Source organism: Acinetobacter sp. B-6, from assembly GCF_056930735.1.
This window is the reverse complement of the sequence record NZ_JBXPBY010000003.1, coordinates 265,881-280,445: the sequence shown is the minus strand read 5'-3', so window position 1 is coordinate 280,445 and position 14,565 is coordinate 265,881. Positions and strand designations below refer to the sequence as shown.

General features: G+C 36.1%; 15 protein-coding genes. 3 read left to right on the top strand and 12 right to left on the bottom strand.

The features are described 5' to 3' along the window. Positions 1–180 precede the first annotated feature (180 nt). Positions 181–489 (bottom strand): I78 family peptidase inhibitor, encoded by a 309-nt coding sequence (locus AC1Z3T_RS05775; RefSeq protein ID WP_005028861.1) that lies wholly within the window; start codon positions 487–489, stop codon positions 181–183. Positions 490–651: 162 nt separating this feature from the next. After that, positions 652–1,761: an S-(hydroxymethyl)glutathione dehydrogenase/class III alcohol dehydrogenase gene (locus tag AC1Z3T_RS05770; RefSeq protein WP_005028868.1), complete on the bottom strand. Its 1,110-nt coding sequence runs from the start codon at positions 1,759–1,761 to the stop codon at positions 652–654. Between the two features lie 190 nt (positions 1,762–1,951). Between AC1Z3T_RS05770 and AC1Z3T_RS05765 the strand changes: the two genes are divergently transcribed. Then, positions 1,952–3,430, top strand: a complete 1,479-nt coding sequence (locus tag AC1Z3T_RS05765; RefSeq protein WP_100885214.1) for a phospholipase D family protein — start codon at positions 1,952–1,954, stop codon at positions 3,428–3,430. Between the two features lie 53 nt (positions 3,431–3,483). On the opposite strand, the gene AC1Z3T_RS05760 is transcribed toward AC1Z3T_RS05765, so the two are convergent. Then, entirely contained in the window at positions 3,484–4,134 is a 651-nt protein-coding gene (locus AC1Z3T_RS05760) for a class I SAM-dependent methyltransferase (RefSeq protein ID WP_100885213.1), read from the bottom strand. A gap of 201 nt (positions 4,135–4,335) precedes the next feature. Next, positions 4,336–5,736, bottom strand: a complete 1,401-nt coding sequence (locus AC1Z3T_RS05755; protein ID WP_100885212.1) for an aminotransferase-like domain-containing protein — start codon at positions 5,734–5,736, stop codon at positions 4,336–4,338. Between the two features lie 156 nt (positions 5,737–5,892). On the opposite strand from AC1Z3T_RS05755, the gene AC1Z3T_RS05750 reads away from it, so the two are divergent. Beyond that, positions 5,893–6,756, top strand: coding sequence for a DMT family transporter (locus tag AC1Z3T_RS05750; RefSeq protein WP_100885211.1), 864 nt, complete (start codon positions 5,893–5,895; stop codon positions 6,754–6,756). Between the two features lie 186 nt (positions 6,757–6,942). On the opposite strand, the gene AC1Z3T_RS05745 is transcribed toward AC1Z3T_RS05750, so the two are convergent. The 3 genes from AC1Z3T_RS05745 to AC1Z3T_RS05735 form a co-directional block, all read right to left on the bottom strand. Further along, positions 6,943–7,533 carry a uracil-DNA glycosylase family protein gene (locus tag AC1Z3T_RS05745; protein ID WP_058967709.1) on the bottom strand — a complete coding sequence of 197 codons (591 nt, stop codon included), beginning with the start codon at positions 7,531–7,533 and terminating at the stop codon, positions 6,943–6,945. 62 nt (positions 7,534–7,595) lie between these two features. Then, a complete protein-coding gene (locus AC1Z3T_RS05740) occupies positions 7,596–8,099 on the bottom strand; it encodes a hypothetical protein (protein WP_058967710.1) in 504 nt (167 codons plus the stop codon). A gap of 99 nt (positions 8,100–8,198) precedes the next feature. Continuing rightward, positions 8,199–8,900: a hypothetical protein gene (locus AC1Z3T_RS05735; protein ID WP_100885210.1), complete on the bottom strand. Its 702-nt coding sequence runs from the start codon at positions 8,898–8,900 to the stop codon at positions 8,199–8,201. Positions 8,901–9,231: 331 nt separating this feature from the next. On the opposite strand from AC1Z3T_RS05735, the gene AC1Z3T_RS05730 reads away from it, so the two are divergent. Then, the gene (locus tag AC1Z3T_RS05730) at positions 9,232–9,582 is read left to right on the top strand and encodes a hypothetical protein (protein ID WP_009585301.1); all 351 of its coding nucleotides are present in this window, start codon (positions 9,232–9,234) and stop codon (positions 9,580–9,582) included. Between the two features lie 13 nt (positions 9,583–9,595). On the opposite strand, the gene AC1Z3T_RS05725 is transcribed toward AC1Z3T_RS05730, so the two are convergent. The 5 genes from AC1Z3T_RS05725 to AC1Z3T_RS05705 form a co-directional block, all read right to left on the bottom strand. Continuing rightward, positions 9,596–10,321: an SGNH/GDSL hydrolase family protein gene (locus AC1Z3T_RS05725; RefSeq protein ID WP_167387355.1), complete on the bottom strand. Its 726-nt coding sequence runs from the start codon at positions 10,319–10,321 to the stop codon at positions 9,596–9,598. Positions 10,322–10,524: 203 nt separating this feature from the next. Then, positions 10,525–11,268, bottom strand: coding sequence for an SDR family oxidoreductase (locus tag AC1Z3T_RS05720; protein WP_009585328.1), 744 nt, complete (start codon positions 11,266–11,268; stop codon positions 10,525–10,527). A 41-nt stretch (positions 11,269–11,309) separates the two neighbouring features. Beyond that, positions 11,310–12,008: a histidine phosphatase family protein gene (locus AC1Z3T_RS05715; protein ID WP_100885208.1), complete on the bottom strand. Its 699-nt coding sequence runs from the start codon at positions 12,006–12,008 to the stop codon at positions 11,310–11,312. Continuing rightward, entirely contained in the window at positions 12,005–13,126 is a 1,122-nt protein-coding gene (locus AC1Z3T_RS05710) for a phosphotransferase family protein (protein WP_005028897.1), read from the bottom strand. Before AC1Z3T_RS05710 ends, AC1Z3T_RS05715 begins: the two co-directional genes overlap by 4 nt. Before the next feature lie 132 nt (positions 13,127–13,258). Then, positions 13,259–14,497: an acyl-CoA dehydrogenase family protein gene (locus AC1Z3T_RS05705; protein WP_100885207.1), complete on the bottom strand. Its 1,239-nt coding sequence runs from the start codon at positions 14,495–14,497 to the stop codon at positions 13,259–13,261. Positions 14,498–14,565: the final 68 nt, after the last annotated feature.

The window sequence follows — 14,565 nt, the reverse complement described above, 5'->3', positions numbered from 1 at the left end:
TTTTTTAAATAATCAATTTCGTAAAATTAAACATGAAAAAGAGAATGATCAGCTATAGATAAAATGAACCTATTGATCATTTTTCTATGAAAGAGATCTATTATTTTACACATAAATAAAGATCGAATAAATCAACATTTATTCAATCTTTACCGGAACTTAATGATTTAAAGGTATAAATTAACCACAACTTGCTTGGGTAATTTTTTTAGTCACTGGGTCAACAGTAACCGTCACGCGTTCTACACGATAATCCATTGTTACACCTTGATTTGGAGCAACTTTACGAACTATCGTGGCTTGTGTAAGTTGTTTAATTTTAGCTTCAGACATATCATTTTGACCAATCAATTGCGTCGCACGTTCAGCAATACAAGTGCTTTGCATATTTTGTGCTGATTGGTCTTGCGCAGCATTGGTTTGAATTGAAGAGCATGCAGAAATTGCTAAACTTGCAATACCCAAACCGATAATAGCAACATTTTTCATAAAGTGACCCACTCTGAATTTTTTGAATTAAAGCCATAACATAACAAAAAATGATAAGCTTAGAATATTTTTATATAAAACTCATACATTTATCATGCAAATAAAAACCAGTAATACATGATGCATTACTGGTTGTTTAAATTCTAAACCAGTATTGGGGTTTTAGAAGTTAATTACGGTGCGAATTGATTTTCCTTCATGCATTAAATCAAATGCTTCATTGATATTTTCCAAGCCCATTGTATGTGTGACAAATGGTGCAAGTTGAATATCACCTTTCATTGCATCTTCAACCATACCTGGCAATTGGCTACGCCCTTTAACGCCACCAAACGCAGTACCTTTCCATGTACGCCCAGTCACCAATTGGAAAGGACGAGTAGAAATTTCTTGACCTGCGCCCGCAACACCAATAATTACAGATTGTCCCCAACCACGATGTGCACACTCAAGTGCAGAACGCATAACATTGACATTGCCAATACATTCAAAAGAGTGGTCTACTCCCCATCCAGTCATTTCAACAATCACCTCTTGGATAGGTCTGTCATAATCTTTAGGATTAACAAAGTCTGTTGCACCAAACTCTTCAGCCAGTTTGAATTTTTCAGGGTTGGTATCCACCACGATAATACGCCCAGCTTTTGCTTGACGAGCGCCTTGAACAACAGCAAGACCAATACCACCTAAACCAAACACAGCAACGGAATCACCTGGCTGCACTTTTGCAGTGTTGTGTACTGCGCCAATGCCTGTTGTTACACCACAGCCCAATAAACAAACCTGTTCAGGATTTGCCTCTGGGTTGATTTTAGCCAAGGACACTTCTGCAACTACCGTATATTCACTGAAAGTTGAGCATCCCATATAATGATAAATCGGCTCGCCATTATATGAAAAACGTGTCGTTCCATCAGGCATCACACCTTTACCTTGAGTCGCACGAACCGATGTACATAAGTTAGTTTTACCAGATTTACAGAATAAGCATTCACCACATTCTGCAGTATATAATGGAATCACGTGATCGCCCGGTTTTACCGAAGTCACACCTTCACCAACTTCAATCACAATCCCTGCGCCTTCATGCCCTAAAACTGCTGGAAAAATACCTTCTGGATCATCGCCAGATAAAGTAAAAGCATCTGTATGACATACGCCAGTATGCGTGATTTTCACCAAGACTTCGCCTTTTTGTGGTGGAGCGACATCTATTTCCACTATTTTTAAAGGTTGCCCTGGACCAAATGCAACCGCAGCACGTGATTTCATCGCTAAATTTCCTTTTGGTTTGGTTTTTTAACAGTTGGACTACAGTAACCTTTTTTACTTTACAGATTCAACCATTAACTTGATGATATGATTTAGTAAAATCTAAATACTCATTGTAAAAATGAATAATTCAAAGACCTTCTTCGTCTTCATTATGCTGGCTTTTTCAATTACTGGATGTCATCTTCCTATGAATCAATCACAACAAGAACAACAGAGTCAGGTATATCAAGATCATTGGATCACAGAACCACAAGCAAAAAACATGCTAACGCAAGGTTTGACTGCATATCTTGCGATGAATGATGCCTTTCAAAGCATTGCTTCGCGCATACATTTAATTCGAAAAGCAAAATATACACTTGATTTACAATACTATATTTGGGCTGATGATTTTATTGGTAATCTCATGCTCCATGAATTACTCAAGGCAGCTGATCGTGGTGTAAAAGTCCGATTATTGATTGATGATCAAAATGGAACCAAAATAGATCGACAATTAAGCGCACTACTGACTCATCCCAATATCTCAATCAAACTCTACAATCCCTATAAGTTCAGATATCTCCGCGTGATGGACTATATATTTAGAGCACAACGAATTAATCATCGTATGCACAATAAATTGATTATTGCTGATGGTGCTATTGCCGTGACTGGCGGACGAAATATCAGCAGTGAATATTTTGATGCCAGTGAATCTTTTCAATTTACAGATATGGATGTGTTGTTTTTTGGTCAATCCGTTAATCGTGCCAACGAAGTCTTTACTGAATTTTGGAATTTTGAGCTGAGCTATCCAATTGAGCAATTTATTTCAAAAGGCTCCGCACAGGATTTAATTGATTTAAGAAAAAGTTTTGAAAAACTTGAACAAGCTGAGCACTCTACAGATGAAAAAGTAAATTTAGAGCAGAAAGAACTTGCCAATGAGCTGAATCAAAACAAAATCAATTGGGCTTATGCTGATTTCTTAGCAGATTCACCAAAGAAAAGTCTGGGAAAAGCACAAGGTAATGAATTGATTTCTCATCAAATTCATCAACATTTGGGTGATCCAAAACAAGAAATGGATTTGATTGCTGCATATTTTGTTCCGACGCAAAATGGAACAGATTTTATCAGTCAATTTCCAAAGCAAAATGTCAATGTCAGAATTTTAACCAATTCTTTTGTCGCAAATGATGTGGCTTTGGTGCACGCTTTTTATCAAAAATATCGCGTTGATCTATTAAAAAATGGTGCCAAACTCTATGAGTTTAAACCTTATATAGAGCGGAAACGCCGTACATGGTATGAGGTAGTTACAGGCAATATTATTCCTAAAAAGGGTAAGAATAAGTCCAGTCTACATGCGAAATTTATCAATATCGATGACAAAGTCTTTATTGGTTCTTTTAACTTAGACCCTCGATCATTCAACATCAACACTGAGGTTGGTCTTGTACTCAAGTCAGATCCTTTACAAGAACAAATTTCTGATTTATTAGATCGAACCTTACTGACTGTTGCCTATGAGCTGCAACTGAATTCTCAAGGGGAATTGATTTGGCTGGACTACCAAGGCGATGGTAAAGTGATCGAACATCATGTGGACCCTGAAACGACAAGATTCCAAAGATTTATGATGTATAGTGTGTCCTACCTTCCTCTTGAATGGATGATGTAAGTTTAATGTAATGACATATTCAGTACCAATCAAGATATCTATCTTTGTGGATTTTACAAATAGCATTCAAATAAACAAAGCCCTTTAATCTCTTTGACTAATTCAATATCTGTATATCCAGCCTGTTTTATACATTGAAAATGCTCATGTTTGGACATATACAGCTCATTGTTCTGCATTGCCTCTTCGGCAAAAATATGATCACAAACGAGATAAATTGCATCTTGCTTTAATAGTTTTTTAATTTGTTGATGAAACTGACTTGCATATTCTTTATGGCGTAATTCATGTAAAGCTTGATGGATAATCACCGCATCGAATTTACCCAATGAATTGTTCCAATCATCTTGCTTAAAATCCTGAATCACAAATTCAGCTCTAGCTAACTCATCTGATGATAACTTACTTTTAGAAAGCTCATGCATAGGTTCTGAAAAGTCTAAAGCGGTATAGAAAATATCTGGGCACTGACTCAGCAAATGCTTTGCAAAGAAACCCGGACCTGAACCAATTTCCAGCACACAAAAGCTTGACTCATGTTGATCTTTAAATTGCTTTTCTTTGTATAAGTTCTGAATAAGATTGACATAATAATCAAAAAACTCATATCGCCATGGTCGTTTCTGATTCACTTGTTCAGCCCATTGCAACGCATCTTGTGGATTTCTTAAATCAATTGGACTAGGTACATCCTGAATATTCATTGTCCTTTTTCCTTAAAAATAATCAGCAATTGCGTGTTATTTAGGCATATTTTTAAACAATAGGGAAAATGATTCGATAAAAGTTTGTAATTGTTCTTATCCAAAAAATATTTTTGATGATTTCTAGAATATATCGTTTTACTGCAAAACTACTTTTTTGATTGCTATAAATTCAACATATTCATTACATCGTATATTGTATCAAGAATTTTCTATTGAACTGTTTTGTAGCTGTTGAATAGCTGTCTGTAAAATATCAAAAACCTTTTTATCAATACATTGTGCAACATTAAACCGCATGAATTGTTCACTTTGTTCTGCTTGGCTAAAGGAATTTCCGGGTGCCAAAATTAGACCATGCTTTAAACACAGTTTACTCAATTCAGCAGCTTGCACACCTTGAGGTAAAGTACACCATAAAAAAATTCCTGCTGTTGGAATAACCCATGGTTTTATTCCCAATGTCTTTAACTTTTGAATTGTTTCATTGCTCAATTTTAGTAATTGTTTCTTTAACCAATCTAGGTGTCGAGGATAACTACTATCCATCAATGCTTGATAAATGATTTCAGCATTTAAATGGCTCGGACTGAAATTTGTCGCGATTCTTAGATCAATCAAATCATCTATAAGTTTAGGATCAGCGATGATATAGCCACAGCGAACGGCTGCTGAAAGTGTTTTAGTAAAACTTCCTATTTGAATGACATGCTGAAAACCTGCTAAAGATGCATAACGGGGTGCTGGAATATATTCAAAATCAGCAAAAATTTCGTCTTCAATAATCATTAAGTCTGTTTGTTCAACCAGTTTTGAAATTTGATAAACAGTTTGTAATGAAATTGTCGCACCTGTTGGATTGTGGATTCCAGAATTTGTCAGATAAATTTTTGGTTTTAAGCTTAATGCTTGCTCAAATTTTGCTAGATCTGGTCCATTTTCGGTAAAAGGAATTGAAATAGCTTGAAGGTGATGCGCCTTGATGAGTGCACGAAAATTAAAATAACAAGGATCATCAATTAAAATCACATCCCCTGCGACCAGTAAGTGTCGAAAAATTAGATCAATTGACTGTGTAGCTGAGTCAGTAATAAGAATTTGATTAAGTTGAAATTTTATTTGATATTGCTCTTTCTTTCGCGCAATCAGTTTTCGCAATTCAATATGACCATGAGGTGTTGCATAATCAATGAGCATTACGGCTTCGGATTTTGCAGCTGTTTTTAAAGCTTTACGTATGGTTTGTTCTGGCATCCAACTGGTTGGTAACCAGCCACATCCTGGTTTAAGCACCTCATTTTTTGCTTCAAGTGATTGCCTTGAAATCCATAGAGGGTCAATTTCACGCTGATAATGTATTTCAGCCTCTATAACAGGCATTGGCTCTGATTTACCTCGAACGTAATAACCAGAACCGACTCGTGATTCTAAAACACCTTCCGCAATCAGTCTTGCATACGCTTCCACGATGGTGGAAACCGAACAGTGTAATTGTTTGGCAAGTTGCCTTACAGAAGGCAAACGGGAACCTGCAATTAAACTTTTATTTGAAATTTGATTGTTAATGAGTTGAATCGTTTGTTCTATTTTAGTTTTTTTCACAAAAATTATCTCCTAACCCATCAACACTCAAAGCTAAATATTCCTCATTGTACTGGTTTTACTTCCATAACAGTTATTTAAAATTGTATTGGACTGTATATGTGTTTATTCAATAAATCGGCATTAAATCAGTATAAATTTATTGAGTGATTTATCATGGATAAAACAAATCTCGGTTGGATTAATGGTTTTATTGGCGTTGCAATATTTGCAGGTTCGCTACCTGCTACACGAGTTGCAGTGATGGGATTTAGCCCAGAATTTCTTACCACAGCCCGTGCAGCGATTGCAGGAATAATTGGCTTGCTCTGTCTGTTACTTTTACGTCAAACCAAACCCAATTTTGCTCAATTTAAATCTTTAATGATTGTTGCTTGCGGTGTAGTGATTGGATTTCCATTATTTACAGCACTGGCATTACAAACCGTATATTCAGCACATGCCATCGTTTTTGTTGGATTACTCCCTCTATCGACCGCAATATTTGCAGTATTACGAGGCAATGAAAAACCTGCATTACAATTCTGGCTATTTGCGCTGTTGGGAAGTGCCATTGTGATTGGCTTTATGTTTTATGAGAATCGCAATCTAAGCTTCAGTTTAGGTGATCTATATATGCTTGCATCCATTATTGTATGTGGATTGGGCTATGCTGAAGGTGGAAAACTCTCTAGAGAACTGGGTGGATGGCAAGTCATATGCTGGGCTTTGGTGGTATCTTTACCTTTAATGCTCATTGGAAGCTTTTATTATTTGCCACAAAGTTTTGAGAATATTCATTGGTCAGAAACACTTGGATTAATCTATGTTTCACTATTCAGTATGCTGATTGGCTTTATATTTTGGTACAAAGGCTTGGCTCTTGGTGGAATTGCATCAGTGGGTCAGATTCAACTGGTACAACCATTTATTGGACTAATACTCTCAGCCTTTTTATTGGGTGAACATGTAAGCTTGGCAATGGTTTTGGTTTGTTTTGCTGTAGTATTGTGTGTAGCGATGGCAAAAAAATTCGCATAACTATTTTACTTTTTTTATCAGTGTTTAAGTCGATTGATTTTCCTCAATCGACTTAAAACTTATATTTATCATGGGTAATTGATAAGCGTTTTGATCAATTCCATTTAAGAATTATATTGTTTATAAGCCTTGTAGAATAATCCATCCTCTAAATATTGATTTTAAAATTAACTTCGCAATACTTTCTTAAAGTAAGCCTATTTCTTTAAATAAGTTTTTATATGCTTCGGCTTTTTTGTCCAACGCTAAAGGATAAGCTCTTGATGAAGACGGCATTCGGTATAAATTTAATTCTCTTTCTAAGTATCGTGCTTTTGAAGCTTGTCCGATCTGAGGTTTTTCAGTTCCTTCAGGCATTGATAACATCAAAGTATCTGTTGCTTTATCGCCTGTGGTCATAATACTTTTACATTCAGGAATATCTTCCAAAAGTTGAGATAAATCTGTTGGTGTTTCGATCTGTAGAAACTTATCCGAAGCATTGCCTTTTAAACGAATAACTTGATAAGCCGTATCAAAAATTGCAATGCCTTTTTCCATTAAAAAACTACGGATCACAGCTTCTTTAAAGTTTTTGTTGGGCAAATCTAAAAAGTGATCTTTATTCTCAAAGAAAATCAAACCAAAAATCCGCCACATATCATTTTGATAGTTCGGATAGTAAAAATCCATTTTCCAACGTTCTTTTGGCGGTGGAAAGCTACCGAGCATCAATAGCTTTGCGTTTGAAGGTAGAAAAGGTTTAAGTGGATGGGTTTCTATTGTTAATTCAGACATTTATAAATAAGAAATAATTTAAGGATTCTGCTGTGATCTTAACATTATTACTTGCTCAGCCCCTAATTATATACGTCATCACATTGCTTTAAAAACATCTCAAATTTAAACAATTCAGGATCCTGCTTACTCCCCAAAATTTGAATTTTTTTGAATCCTTCTGCCTGTTTAAAAACTCGACTTGAACCTATGCCATTGTTACATGCTTCCCATTTAAGCGTAGATTGGATTTCATCAGAGTAAAACCTAGGGATAAACTGTATTGAATCATCATCAATTTCAATATAAGTAATCAAATTTCGCCCTTCTATTCGAATCTTCTTTAATTCAACATATTTATTGATCCTATAAGGTAGACCTTGATTGGCTTGTTTTAAAAATACTTGACGCAGATAGTCATCAAAAGCCTGATTATCTACAATTTTATAATCTTGGTTGATAATACCCGCATTTAATAATAAAGCTTCAAGAGCCTCTATTGACTCAAATTCCGTTTTTGAACCATCGGTGCCAGCATAAACATTTACACTTAACAGTAGTGCAATTAGGAGTAAAAACAATCTCATATGTATCTATCTTTGTTAAATAAAGCAACTTTATCAATTGTTATACTTATCCAATAAAACCACCCGTAGGTGGTTTAAATACAAAATATACAATAAAGCTCAATAACCATTCGCTTTTAACTTAACTTTGAAAGGCTCTGATTGAGCTTCTACTGCTTCTTTTAGTTCAGGCGTAATTTCAGCCCCCATTTCTTCTAACATTAACATTGCAAATTCAGAAGCACTTTCTGCAAAATCTTGATTATTGATCAATGTTTTAGATAATTTTACATTCTTTGGGAAATCTGGAAAAAATTCATTAAAATCCTTTTTATCTTCAATCCCTAGATAAATAAATCTTCTCCAATCATTAGTTTTAAGATCACGAACAAAGATAACATCTGCTTGGGTCTGCATATTTTTTTTAAACATTTCATCTTGCGATCGCATTGGAACCACACAAACTTCCCCAACGCTAGAGATATAGTTTAACTTTGGTTTTAGCAATGAAAAATCAATATTTTTATAAGAATCATCTTTAGCTAAATCCTGTTGAATTTTTACATCTTCTCTATATTTAGCATCACTGATCCACTCACCAGATGAAAAGGTTTGTCCTTGATGATTAGGCTTTAGTTTACGATCATATTCAATCTGATCATAATAATGGATGATGTCATCAAGTGTGCCATTTTTTAAGATTTCAATTTCTTTATCACCTTGCTGCTTAAAAATTTCATAGCTTTTTTCGCATTGTAAATTTTCTGCAAAAGTAAGACTTGATGCTAAAGTTGTTATAGCAATCATCATTAATTTTTTCATGAAATATCCCCTCTGTCTTTTGGGGAATACCATACGCATAATTAACTCAAAAATAAACTTTTGCTTAGAGATTTCTTCATCAATGTTGCTTTTGGGTAAAATTCAACCTCATATAAATCAAATCAATTTAACCCGCCACACTTTCATAAGATGAAATTTCTAATAAAATATGTAAAAAACTTGAATTTGTAACAGATTCAAGTTATGGTAATAAAAATCATTGCACAAATTGGTAAATTATTTAATAGTTAAGTTTTTAAAGAATTGTCGAAAGACTAGTTAACTGAATATTTATCAATAATCTCTTATTCACATTAAAAATCAATCTATTATGAACAGTAAACTCATTACCACATTATTGATGATCTTCGTTCTTTCCGCTTGTAGCAAAGAGCCTGATCAAAATATGTCTAAGCAAACAGATCGCCCTACGGTGACTGCACAATTTGAACAATCAGATGAAATGATTAGTAAATATCTTGATCAGTTGGATGATCCAAATACCACATTAGATGATAAAAAAAGAATCGTATGTGTAGATTATCCTAAGGAATACAAAACAAATTACATGCCGAGTTTACTCAAATTGAATCCAGAAAATTACACACAAGCCAAACTGCTATCCGATTTGGACATCGCTTTGAGTTATTACAAGGAAAAAGAAAATATTCAATGTCCTTAATATTTTCGATTTTTTAATCAATCATTGATTTAAATTTGCTTAAAATACGCTGGGAAATCTCTTTTGCCCAAAGTTGATAGATGTCTTGACTTGGATGAAATCCATCACTCGCCATTTGCAAATTTAAGGCTTTAAAATAGGCTAAATCAAAATGAATCAACTGGTAATTTTTATTGTTTTCAATAAATTGGGCTAATTTTTCATTCATCATGCTTGAGTATTTTCCAAACAACCACGCCAATGGGTTTGGCAAAGCTGGAAATAAATTCATTGGCGGTACGCCAGTGACCAAAATCAATTGTGGTGTAAATTTGGACTCAATGGTGGCATAAAACTGTTTTTGCTGTTGTATCCATTTTTTCGGGGAACGTAGTTTTGTCACATCATTGACGCCAACAGATGTAATTACAACATCAAATTGTTGGTTTGCTAACTGCTTGGTTCTATGCAAAACTTGCAAAGTGGTATCCCCTGTTTTTGCTTCAAGTCGATAAGTCACTTCGAAATTTGTACAAACTTCCTTTAAAATTGAACCCAATAATGCTTGTTGCTGATTTTCAACACCAACACCTGCTGCGGCAGAATCGCCTAAAATCAAAATCGATAAAGCTTGACCAGTACCCAAAACACCACTTCGCAGCCCTTGAGCTTCAGGTAATCTTGGTGTGTTTTTCTTGACTCGATAACCCTGAATAAGTAAAGCAGGCACCAGTACAAATGTTGAAAATTTCAAAAACATAACAATACCCATAAAATTCAATAGATTGAATATCCATCATCGCCAAAGGCAATTTATGCTGTCTTAGTTCTTGCATAGGTTTAAAAGTAAATTAAAGTAGTCCAGTTCAGATGAATACTAGTTTTCTTTTAACGATAAACTCAAAAGACCCTAATGGGTCTTTTGAGTAATAAATGCTAATCACAGTTTAAAAGTAAAATGAATCAACCTAATTTATTCACCAATTTTAATGGTAATACTTTCATTGCGAGTCCTATAGGTAACCACGGCCATTGTGGAACATAAGCTTTAACAGGTTGTTTCTCAATCGCTTTAACCAATAAATGTGAGCCTGTTTCCACATCGACTTCAAAAGGTAGTTTTTTTGCACCTTCGTTGATTTCAGTACGAATATAACCTGGAAAAATCGTAGAGACTTTGATTTGGGTATCAATTAATTCAGCACGAATGCCTTCTGCCAAGGCAGCCACTCCTGCTTTGCTAGCACCATAAGCAGTCAAGTGTTTAGGCATGCCGCGGAGAGCGCTCATTGAAGAAATCACCACCAAATGCCCGAATTTCTGTTCACGAAAAATCTCGACTGCTGCCTCACACTGTGCCAAAGCTGAAATAAAATTAGTTTCAACAGTCGCTCGGTTAATTTCAAACTTGCCATTTCCAATACGTCGTCCTTCACCAACACCAGCATTGACAATGATTCGGTCTAAGCTTCCAAAGTCTTGTTTAAACTCACGAAAGACTTGGAATACCTGTTGATAATTGGTCACGTCCAAGACTTTCGTGATGACTTTGACGCCATATTTTGATTCCAATTCCTGCTTTAAACTGTCAAGTCTTTCTAAACGCCGTGCGCAGATTGCTAAATTATAGCCTTTTTGTGCAAATTCCCGTGCCATTCCTGCACCGATTCCTGAACTTGCGCCAGTAATTAAAATCGTTTTTGCCATGATAAATTCCTTGAATAATTTTTATATTTCTCAGTGTGGTCTTAAATCCATGTCAATAACTGTGGATCTTCAACCTTAATAAAATGATGTTCATTTAAACTGAGCAATTGCGGTTCGTTCCCGACCAAACGTAATGTCGTCAGGCTGGTATTGGCAATTGCCCAATTGAGTGCGAATGTTTTGTTTGGATTCAATTCCAAAAGTTTGCCCGCAACAACTGATATTACTCCACCAGAGGTAAAAACAATTGCATAACGAGGTTTGGTTTTGGCTAAATCATCACATAGATTTTGCAATGCACCTTCGACTCGATTCTTAAAATCTGGCCAGGATTCGTCATATTCATGATGATATTCACCACCCGTCCAACGATTGATTGCCCCTTCAAAAATCTTGGCTAAATAAGCCCGAGGACTTTTTTCTTTAGCCACATCTTGTTTAAGCAAATGAGGTTCATTAAAACGCGGGTCATATTGAGCAAAAACCTGTTGATGATTAAACTCATTCCAATTGTAGTCAGTGACAACGGCAACATCTGGAAAACTTTCAGCTAAAGCAAAATGAGCTGTTTGTTGATGCCTTTGCATGGAGCCTGCAATCACATAAGGCGCTTCTTTCAAAATTTTATCGAAATATTGACCCAATACCTTTGCCTGTAATTCACCATTTGGGGAGAGTTTATCGTAACTTTCAGCGCCAAATGATGCTTGCCCGTGACGTACCAAATAGATTGTGGTCATTTCCCTAAAATTTCCTTAAACTTTTCAATGTATTTCTGAGCAACTTCATTGGCTTCAATTTTCTGCATACCAATCAACTTTAAAGCACGAATATGTAAAGCATGGATCACAATCCAAAAATCTTTAAATGCTGGATTATCCGTTTGCTTATGGTAATAACGATAGTAAATTTGCTGTGCAATGACTGCTAAACGGAAAATACCAAAGACTTCATAGAAAGCCCAATTTTCGGGTTTTAGACCTGTTTTTTCTAAATAATATTCAACCACTTCCTTTCGGCTAAACATACCTTTAAGGTGAGTGGGTTGTCTGCGAGTAGACTTAAAAATTTGATTGTCTGTATCTTCAACCCAATATGCCAATGCAGAACCTAAGTCCATGAGAGGATCGCCAATGGTAGCCATTTCCCAATCCAGTACACCAATCACCTGTGTCGGATGCTGAGGGTCAAGAATGACATTATCAAAACGCCAATCATTATGAATCACACAACTGGTCGAATCAGCAGGGATATTTTCATTTAACCACTTACGCACAAATTTAAAGCTTGGTACATTGATGGTATGTGCTTTTTCATAACGTCCATCCCATCCTTCAACCTGACGACGACAGTAACCATCACCTTTCCCTAGCTTTTCCAACTCAGTACCTTTAAAAGGAACTTGATGTAATTCAATCAACTTATCAAGAACATTGATACATAGCTCTCGAACCTGTTGTTCATTAAAATCAAGTTCAGGTGGAAGTTTGGCACGAGGAATGATTCCTTCAATGCGTTTCATCACATAGAAATCGCATCCAATTACTGATTCATCTTGGCAAAGTGCAACCATTTCAGGCAAGACTGGGTAATAAGCTGCGAGCCATTTCTGTACATGATACTCACGTGCCATATCATGTGCAGATTTCGCTTTTGTTCCTTTAGGTGGACGACGCAAAATTAAATCTGCATTGCTATATTTTAAGCGATAGGTCCAATTCGAAGCACCACCAGAATACTGCGTAACTTCTACTGGACCGATAATTTCAGAGCCATTCTCGATCAACCAATTGCCAACTGCACGAATGTCAAGTTCTTCACCTTCACGTACTTTTCCACCAACATCAATAACTGACATGCTTTTTCCCTGAATTTTTTCTGTTTTAAATCAAAAAAACTTTGAACCGTAAGCTAAGTTTGATTTTATGTACTGACCGTTTTATGTATAACATCTTTAAGATAAAACAGTCAGCATTCAATCATTAAACTGTTACTTTTTCTTTGAAGCATATCCTCGTTTTTTTAATTCTAATTTTGCAATCATTCCTTTATGAACTTCATCAGGTCCATCTGCTAAACGTAAGCTTCGTGCTTGTGCAAAAAAGCCAGTTAAAGGGGTATCGCGAGAAACGCCCATTCCCCCATGAATTTGGATCGCCATGTCCACCACTTTTTCAAGGACTGAGGGAGCAACCACTTTAATTGCAGAAATTTCAGTAAGTGCTGCCATATTACCTTGAGTATCCATTTTGTAGGCTGCGTACAACGTTAATAGTCGAGCTTGATCAATCGCTACTCGCGCTTCTGCAACACGTTCTAAATTTCCACCCAGTTTCAAAATTTCTTTACCAAAAGCACTGCGGCTCATACCTCGATCAATCATCAATTCAAGGGATTTTTCTGCAGCGCCAATACAACGCATACAATGATGAATACGACCAGGACCTAAACGACCTTGTGCAATTTCGAAACCTTGTCCCGCTCCGCCAATAAAATGACTGACAGGCACACGGACATTATTGAAACTAATTTCACCGTGACCATGTGGTGCATCATAGTCACCAAATACAGGTAACATACGTTCTATCTTTAGACCTTGTGTATCTACTGGGACCAGAACCATTGAGTGTTGATGATGACGGTCTTTATTTACATCAGGCGTATGCGCCATAAAGATAATAATTTTGGCATTCGGATCGCCTAAACCTGAAGACCACCATTTACGACCATTTAAGACAATTTCGTCACCATCCACCACAGCTGTTGCCTGCATATTGGTTGCATCAGAGGAAGCAACAGCAGGTTCTGTCATACAAAATACTGAACGAATTTTGCCTTCTAATAGAGGTTGAAGCCATTGTTGCTTTTGTTGCTCTGAACCATAGCGCCAAAGCACTTCCATGTTGCCACTATCTGGAGCATTACAATTAAATACTGTTGGTGCTAGTAAACTACGTCCAGACAGTTCAGCAATATGGGCATATTCCTGCACTGACAAGCCTGCCCCTAGTTCTGGATCTGGCAGAAACATGTTCCAAAGCCCTGCTTTTTTTGCTTTATTTTTAAGAACTTCTAATTGTGCTGGCCATTGCCACGTTGTCCAGTCACTGCCTTGGTTAAGGTGATGAACTTCATTCCAAAATTCTGTTTCTACAGGTTCAATTTCATTTTCAATAAACGCTTTGGTCCGTTCGACATATTCTTTTGCACGTGCTGAAAGCTCAAACATTTTTATCTTCCTGTAAAATCTTTTGATCAATATTTGGATAACGACCTTTACTTTACATTAGCTGAAAA